The sequence below is a fragment of the Thermococcus sp. PK genome (assembly GCF_000430485.1).
Lineage (GTDB): Archaea > Methanobacteriota_B > Thermococci > Thermococcales > Thermococcaceae > Thermococcus_A > Thermococcus_A bergensis.
In genome coordinates, this window is record NZ_KE387149.1 from 128,495 (window position 1) to 135,850 (window position 7,356).

Consider the following 7,356-nt stretch of genomic DNA (forward strand, 5'->3'; position numbering starts at 1 on the left):
CTGGGGATCACGACAACCACCCGAAAGAATTCAGCAAAAACCCTAATAAAGGTTACTATAAACACGCCCTTTGAGACCACAAGATTTTTAAAACTGAGTTGGTGTATAGAGAAATGAAGCCCCACGCGCGGGGGTTGCCGAGCCTGGTCAAAGGCGGTGGACTCAAGATCCACTCCCGTAGGGGTTCCGGGGTTCAAATCCCCGCCCCCGCACCATCGCTAATTCTCTAAGCCACTTCTGAAAGGAAAACCGAGATTATTGATACCTTGTTACATCTCTTTAATGGGTGTTATTTTCTGTCCCCATTTTTGAGGAGTTCCGATCAGCAGTAACATCTAGGGGGTTCAAACAAGCATGTTGTGAAACTATTGAAACCTCAGACTCCCATTGCCTTTGCCCAAAATATGGTCAGTATCACCATGGTGATACCGAGCATGATTATGTAAAATACCAGCCCTGCTGTAAAAAATCCAAGACCAAATTTAAAACCGTCCTTAAAAGTCAGCCCCGTTTTCTCTGTAATTGATACACCTTTCTTGGGACTTTCCCCGAACCTCTCCGTCTCTTCTTGCTTACTAACAACCTTTTCACTAACCTCCTCAGGCATCAAAAACCACCAAGAGAAATACGCAATAAAATATTAAAATTTTTTCGTATTGTGAGAAGATACTGTTAGGATAACTGGGGCATCACCTCCTGAAGCCATTCAGCAACATCACCAGGCGGACCACCAAAACTAGAATGAATTCTGACAAAATTATACCAGAAGGCAAACAGAAAAACAAACCTATGAACCCTCCTCCAGTCCTCACTCCTGAAATTATTCCAGAAACGCTTTGTTCTTTCCTTAACAGTCCTAAACCAGCGCTCAACACTATTTCTCGGCCCGAAAGTCACATGCAGATAACCCAACCCCAGACTCTTAAACGCTGACTTATACCAGCTCGCCCTGTCAACCAGAAAGACGGGCTGCCCTTCACAGGACTTCAAAACAACCAGGATGAAATCTTTGGCAACCCACCAGTTTCTAACAGTCGTAATCCAGACTGCTAAAACTTCCTTGCTCTCAACGTCAATTGCAGCCCAGAGGTATCTTTTCTTCCCGTTGATTTTTATTACTGTTTCGTCAACTGCGATGAAGTTTCGCTGTTTTTTGACTGCGAGGATTTTTGGCTTGTAAACTGCTTCTGCGAGTTTTTGGACTGCCTCCCAGACTGTTACGTGACTGATTTTGAGTATTCTGGCGGTTTGCCGGTAACTGAGGCCTCGCAGGTATAATTCTACTCCCCTGATTTTCTTTTCTGGTGGGATTTTGTTGCGACGGGGCGTGTTTATAGTAACCTTTATTAGGGTTTTTGCTGAATTCTTTCAGGTGGTTGTCGTGATCCCCAGATGGGATCACAGACTCAAAGACCCTGAAAGCGTGGCATTCGCAATTCTTGACGTTTTAGCAGACTTCGAATCAGAAGGAAAGCTGAAGAACCTGCCAAAATCCAAAAAATTTCCAGTAAAAACAATACTGGCAATACTCCTCTTTAAACAATACTACAACCTACCCCTCAGAGACGCCCAGCACTACGGCAGAAAATTCTTCGGAGCAAACATTCACTACTCAACCCTCCACAACTGGGAGAAAAGCTGAACCTCGAAGAACTGACAAACCACCTCCTGAAAAAACTCCAGAAATTACCCTACGCCAGCACTCAAGCAGACTCAACCATTATTACAAATAAAAAAGGGCAGGATAGAAGTTCAGGCAATAACGAGAATCCTGCCGGGTTTACTGTATCCGGTTGCTGTGAAGATCACAACTTCTGAGAACGAGCTGATTGAACTCCTGCCGGGGGTTCTGGGAATTTTTATGCTGATGGGGCTTATGATTCAAAGGGTAGTAAGAAGAGAGACAGAGTGTTTTCTGAAGAAGAGTACAGGCATAGGAATCCTCATGAGGGGTTCTGGGGTGCGTTTACAACGTGGTTTTGGCAGTAGGATCCCCTGTTTTCTGAAAAAGACTACTGTAACCCGAATCCTGCTTGGGGTAATGTGTTATGGTCTGAAAATCCTCCTCAGAGTCAAATACTGTTTAAATAACAGGGGGTGAAACTAAACACGCCCTGCTTAAGAAGGGAAAGAGTTATAAAGCAAACTTCCCGTTATCACTTTGAACGTTATCTTTGATTATTTAGGAGGGAAGAAAAATGGCGGAAAGACCACTTGATGTCGTGCACAAATCACTTGACAAGGAAGTTTTGGTAATCCTCAAGAGAGGATCCGAGTTTAGGGGAAGACTTATCGGTTATGATATCCACATGAATGTTGTGTTGGCTGATGCTCAGCTTATTGAAGAAGGCGAGCCAAAGAAGAACTATGGTAAGATCGTTATTAGAGGAGATAATGTGTTGGCTATCTCCCCGGTTGAGATAGAATGAGCGAGAGGTGAGGCTTCGTGGGAAGCGGAACAGCTCCTCATGGAAAAAGAAACAGAACTCCTACTCACATAAAGTGCAGGAGATGCGGAAGAAAGTCCTTCAACACTAGAAAAGGCTACTGTGCAGCCTGCGGTTTTGGAAGAAGCCGCAGAATGAGGAAATACAGCTGGAGCCACAAGTGGAAGAAGGCAAGAAACCTACTCTGATTTTCTTTCTTTTTCCAATAAAATTATAAAAGGCTGTGTTCTTAGCCTTTCTCATGAGCGCTAAAGATGCTATTTTGAAATATCTTAAGGAAAAATCCCATGAAGGAGCACTTCAAAGTGAACTTTACGAACTTGGCTATTCTAGATCCACGATAGCTGAGGCAATTGAGAGTCTGGAATCTGAAAAAATTATCGTTAGAAGGGAGATTGGAAAAAAAGCCTACAGAGTGTGGCTCATTGAAGAGGCACCTTTTCCCATTAAGGGCATTCTCAGACTTGGAGTACTGAAGGCCGTTGAATATCCCCACGCTCTTTTAACAGCCAAAGACCTCGAAAAAAAGCACGATGTTAGGGTAATCGTTTACAGCAGTGCCTTGGAGCTTACGAATGCTTTGGCACTGAGCAAAGTTGACATGGCGTGCTCGCCCCTAGTAACCCAGGTGCTTTTTGGACTCCTAACTAAGAGCTTAAAAATTGCTGCTGGGTGCGGCTTTGGTGGAAGCGGGCTTATTGTCAGGGAAGAGCTCAGGGAAGGGTTAACTATAGGCTCGTCTGAGCTTTCCACGATGGAAACAATGTTAAAGCTCTTTCTAGAAAAGCACGATCTCATAGGCAAAGTGAACGTAATCTACTTTAAAAAGCCTGAGGAGATGGTGAAGTCATTTCTGGAAGGGGAAATAGATGGTCTAAGCATATGGGAGCCTTATCTAAGCAAGCTGAAAAAGATGGGGTTTAGAGAGTATAGATATGCGGAAAAGTTTGGCCTGTATCCCTGCTGTACTTTGGGGGTAAATCGAGAGTTTCTAAAAACTAACGCGGAAATCTTCAAAGAGTTCATGGGGCTATACAGAGAGAACACCGAAAGGCTGGAAGAAAGGAAGGGAGAGGCGTTGGAACTTATGGTTAACTTCTTTGGATTTAGCGAAGATGAGATAAAAGAAGGGCTGAAAGGATTTGTCTTTGACTACAGGCTAAGCAAAGAGCAGATTGAAGCAGCCCTGGAGCGGTTTGGTCTTAAGGTCTTCAACCTCGATTCCCTTTTAGCAAAAGATTTTTAACTCTGTGATGTTTTTTCTTCTGTCTCTGACCGTTAAGACAGCAATCTAAGTGAGAGCCTATGGACGGCGAGCTAAGAAAAAAGCTGTGGGCACTGGCGTGGCCGGCCATCATAGCTAATATAGGCCAGACCCTGGTAAACCTAGTGGACATGATAATGGTCGGGCAGCTTGGTTCTCTAGCTATAGCAAGCGTTGGACTTGGCGGGCAGTTTTCCTGGTTTATGATGCCCATTATGTTTGCAGTCTCCACCGGGACTCTTGCACTCGTTGCGAGATTTGTGGGAGCCAAGGATTTTGAGACTGCTGAGAGAGTTCTTGAGCAGAGTGTATACCTATCATTTTTAATAAGCATCCCGGTAATGCTGTTAGGGCTCTTTTTCGGAGACGACGCGCTGAGAATAATGGGTGCGAGTGAAGAGGTCGTAGAGCTTGGGTATTCATACATACGCGTCTTTTTCCTGTTTTATCCCGTGAATTTTATGGCCTTTGCTGCGTTCAGCGCTCTTAGAGGGGCCGGGGACACAAAGACCCCGATGAAGCTGAGCCTTCTCACCAATGGGGCAAACGTTTTCTTGAACTACTGTTTGATATTTGGACACTTTGGTTTTCCGAGGCTTGAGGTGGTTGGAGCGGCGTTGGCTTCGGGGTTGTCGCTTCTTTTGGCATTTATAGTTGGGTTTGTCCTCTTCCTAAGGGGTTCCCTTATTTTGAAGTTCAGGCCGTCATTTAGACTCGACATTGAGATAACAAAGAGGATCTTGAGGATAGGAATCCCTGCAACAGTTGAGAGAGCAATATTCAGCTTTTACAACTTCCTTTACATCAGTATTGTTACAAGATTCGGCACGATAGCACTTGCGGCCCACCAGGTTGGACTTAGGGTGGAGAGCATTGCTTATATGCCTGCCTTTGGGTTTAACGTTGCTGTGTCTGCCCTAGTTGGTCAGAGCCTTGGAGAAGGAAAGCCAGAAAAGGCCGAAAAGGTGGTTTACGAAGCCCTAAAAATGGTCTCCATCTTTATGGGGGTCATGGGGATAATTTTGATCGTTTTCCCCAGATACCTTGTCATGCCGTTTGTCACAAAGAGTGATCCGAACTATGCCGAAGTTCTTAGGCTCGCGAGTATTTATCTCATAATCGTGGGAATAAGCGAGATTCCGCTTGGCTGGATCTTTGTTCTCAGCGGTGCCCTCAGAGGTGCTGGAGACACAAAGAGCCCCATGTATGTAACGGCAATAAGCAAGCTTTTGTTCAGAATAATACCCTCCTACATTCTGGGCTTTGGAATTTCCCTCGGCCCAATTCACGTTAAGGGGATGGGGGTTATTGCCGCGTGGCTTGCGATGACTCTGGAGACATTCACCACGGCGCTCTTCTTCTGGTGGATATTCAAGAGGGGAAAATGGAAGTACATAAAGGTTTAGCTACTGGAGGGCTTTTAATGCCTCCAGAACCTCTTCAAAAGGAGCGTCGGTTTTTATTGCCGTTGGTGAGAAGTGTGTTCTGCTAACTTTGTACCCCTTTTCCTGGAGCAGAGCCGCTATGTCTGAAAGTTTTCTCACCTCAAGGGAGTTCCTCCTTGCTAGGGCATGGATGTCGTAGAAGAACGGGATATCGAGCTCCTCGACGATAACATCCAAGAACTTGGAAACTTTCTTTTTCTCAGCCAGTTCGCTTTTATTCTCGGCGTTCATTTTTTCCACAACTTCCTGATTCTTGAGCGGACCAAGCCACAGCGGCCCAAAGGCATCCGGCCTGCTTGGCAGGAAAGCCTTCTCAACTTCAAACCTCCCAGTTTTAGCATCGAAGTAAAGGTATCCAAGGTTTCCGAGTGCTTTATCACCCTCTTTTGCACCGTCTTTTAGCCTTAAAAACGCCCTGAAGTAGTGGTCTTTATAGTAGGCAAAGAGCACCTCAACACCGAGGTCGTATTTTGCCCCGTATCTAACTACAGTTCCAATTAGAATTCTCAAACCGCTTTCGTGGCACAGCTCTCCTCTTATCGGCTTTGCATTGTACTTTCTTAGGCAGGCTTTGAAATGGGCTCCACAGAGGGGAGCGGTGTCTGTTGCTGTCAGTGCAAGGACGCCTTTTCTTTTCACACTCCTAAGGGAAGAATCGAGGAACTCCATTGGGGAACCAAAGGGGTCGAGGTCTATAAAGTCAAAGTACCTGAACTTTTCGGCCATCAAAAGGTTTGCATCTTTGTTCGTGGCCACTAATGTCTTTTTGGCCTTTAAGATTGCAGAATTCTCACTGACGTCTGCTTCTCCTTCAAAATTGAGCTTTAGATTTTCAATTATCAGCTTGAAAGCCTCGGGATTTATATCGTTGAGCCAGATTTCTTTGGCATCAGTTTCTAGGGCGTACCTTATTCCTCTAATTCCGGTGGCGGATAAAGCGTCCAAAACCGTTTTTGCCTTTACAACATTCAAAAAAAGAACGCTCAGGTCTCTGTTAAATGCCATAACCGGATTGTAAAATACGGGAGCGTCGTAAATACGCTCTGCCTTAGGCACAAGAATCTCAGCCTTTCCTTCCTTAATTTTGGTAAGCTCCATCAAGTTGCCTCCAAAAAAGAGGAAAAGGAGTTCACTTTATCTCGACGTAGTCTCCCAAAGCCTGACCGGGCAAGGGCTTTTCGAACCTTGCCTTTACCTCTCCTCTTGTACCGTGGGTTCTTGTAATCTTACCAACAAGGAGCTTTCCGCTTGGGCTCTTCCATATTACCTTCTTTCCTATGAGTCCTGATGCCTGTTCTTTGCTGTCGATACCGAGGGGTTTGATAATCATGTGGTTGGTGTGCTGGTGCTCTTTACTCCTCATGTAGCTCAATACGATACCCTTCATTATCATCACCGGAAATCACTATGGAACCTTATTTTTAAACTTTTATGTTGCTGAAGACGAAGGAAAAGATGCCGGGAAATTTTTGACTAAACTCAGCTCACTTGCGAAACCAACTACAAAGAATCTTACGCTCTACAAGAGAATTCTTTGGGAGTTAAAGTTTCATAGAAAAACGTGGTGGGGCGAGGGGGATTTGAACCCCCGACACCCGGATCTTCAGTCCGGCGCTCTCCCAGGCTGAGCTACCGCCCCGCACTCAAACTATAGAAGGTTGAACTCGCTTTATAAATCTTGCGGTCGGATTGGGCGTGTTTAGTTTCACCCCCTGTTATTTAAACAGTATTTGACTCTGAGGAGGATTTTCAGACCATAACACATTACCCCAAGCAGGATTCGGGTTACAGTAGTCTTTTTCAGAAAACAGGGGATCCTACTGCCAAACCACGTTGTAAACGCACCCCAGAACCCCTCATGAGGATTCCTACGCCTGTACTCTTCTTCAGAAAACACTCTGTCTCTCTTCTTACTACCAAAACCACCTGGAGCGTTCTTAGTTTTCTTAACAATCGGCCGATAACCCTTTTCCACCACAGTGTTCAGAACTTTCTTTGAATCATAAGCCCCATCAGCATAAAAATTCCCAGAACCCCCCGGCAGGAGTTCAATCAGCTCGTTCTCAGAAGTTGTGATCTTCACAGCAACCGGATACAGTAAACCCGGCAGGATTCTCGTTATTGCCTGAACTTCTATCCTGCCCTTTTTTATTTGTAATAATGGTTGAGTCTGCTTGAGTGCTGGCGTAGGGTAATTTCT

The 7,356-nt window shown here is 45.1% G+C and carries 11 protein-coding genes and 2 tRNA genes; 7 read left to right on the top strand and 6 right to left on the bottom strand.

Annotation, left to right across the window (positions count from 1 at the left end; all coding sequences use genetic code 11):
* Window positions 1–127: 127 nt before the first annotated feature.
* A tRNA-Leu gene (locus tag THEPK_RS02500) sits at window positions 128–215 on the top strand.
* A 161-nt stretch (window positions 216–376) separates the two neighbouring features.
* Here THEPK_RS02500 and THEPK_RS02505 read toward each other — a convergent pair.
* Together THEPK_RS02505 and THEPK_RS02510 are read right to left on the bottom strand one after the other, a co-directional pair.
* Window positions 377–607, bottom strand: a complete 231-nt coding sequence (locus THEPK_RS02505) for a hypothetical protein (protein ID WP_042697932.1) — start codon at window positions 605–607, stop codon at window positions 377–379.
* 65 nt (window positions 608–672) lie between these two features.
* Entirely contained in the window at window positions 673–1,347 is a 675-nt protein-coding gene (locus THEPK_RS02510) for an IS6 family transposase (protein ID WP_042697933.1), read from the bottom strand.
* Between THEPK_RS02510 and THEPK_RS02515 the strand changes: the two genes are divergently transcribed.
* The 6 genes from THEPK_RS02515 (at window position 1,328) to THEPK_RS02540 (ending at window position 5,117) form a co-directional block, all read left to right on the top strand.
* On the top strand, window positions 1,328–1,642 hold the full coding sequence (locus THEPK_RS02515; RefSeq protein WP_042697937.1) for a hypothetical protein: 315 nt from the start codon (window positions 1,328–1,330) through the stop codon (window positions 1,640–1,642). The genes THEPK_RS02510 and THEPK_RS02515 overlap by 20 nt on opposite strands.
* A 156-nt stretch (window positions 1,643–1,798) precedes the next feature.
* Window positions 1,799–2,101, top strand: coding sequence for a hypothetical protein (locus tag THEPK_RS02520; protein ID WP_156882124.1), 303 nt, complete (start codon window positions 1,799–1,801; stop codon window positions 2,099–2,101).
* Between the two features lie 97 nt (window positions 2,102–2,198).
* A complete protein-coding gene (locus THEPK_RS02525) occupies window positions 2,199–2,429 on the top strand; it encodes an LSm family protein (RefSeq protein WP_042697942.1) in 231 nt (76 codons plus the stop codon).
* 17 nt (window positions 2,430–2,446) lie between these two features.
* Complete coding sequence (locus THEPK_RS02530; protein ID WP_042697945.1) at window positions 2,447–2,635, top strand: 50S ribosomal protein L37e; 189 nt, start codon at window positions 2,447–2,449, stop codon at window positions 2,633–2,635.
* Between the two features lie 53 nt (window positions 2,636–2,688).
* Entirely contained in the window at window positions 2,689–3,693 is a 1,005-nt protein-coding gene (locus THEPK_RS02535) for an ABC transporter substrate-binding protein (protein ID WP_042697948.1), read from the top strand.
* A gap of 59 nt (window positions 3,694–3,752) precedes the next feature.
* Window positions 3,753–5,117 carry an MATE family efflux transporter gene (locus THEPK_RS02540; RefSeq protein WP_042697951.1) on the top strand — a complete coding sequence of 455 codons (1,365 nt, stop codon included), beginning with the start codon at window positions 3,753–3,755 and terminating at the stop codon, window positions 5,115–5,117.
* Here the strand turns inward: THEPK_RS02540 and THEPK_RS02545 are convergent, their stop codons facing one another.
* The 4 genes from THEPK_RS02545 to THEPK_RS02560 all read right to left on the bottom strand — a co-directional run bounded on the left by THEPK_RS02545 (window position 5,118) and on the right by THEPK_RS02560 (window position 7,239).
* A complete protein-coding gene (locus THEPK_RS02545) occupies window positions 5,118–6,254 on the bottom strand; it encodes a tRNA (guanine(10)-N(2))-dimethyltransferase (protein ID WP_042697953.1) in 1,137 nt (378 codons plus the stop codon).
* A gap of 31 nt (window positions 6,255–6,285) precedes the next feature.
* Entirely contained in the window at window positions 6,286–6,549 is a 264-nt protein-coding gene (locus tag THEPK_RS02550) for a 50S ribosomal protein L35ae (protein WP_042697957.1), read from the bottom strand.
* 169 nt (window positions 6,550–6,718) lie between these two features.
* A tRNA-Phe gene (locus THEPK_RS02555) sits at window positions 6,719–6,795 on the bottom strand.
* 66 nt (window positions 6,796–6,861) lie between these two features.
* A complete protein-coding gene (locus THEPK_RS02560) occupies window positions 6,862–7,239 on the bottom strand; it encodes a hypothetical protein (protein ID WP_042697605.1) in 378 nt (125 codons plus the stop codon).
* Window positions 7,240–7,356: the final 117 nt, after the last annotated feature.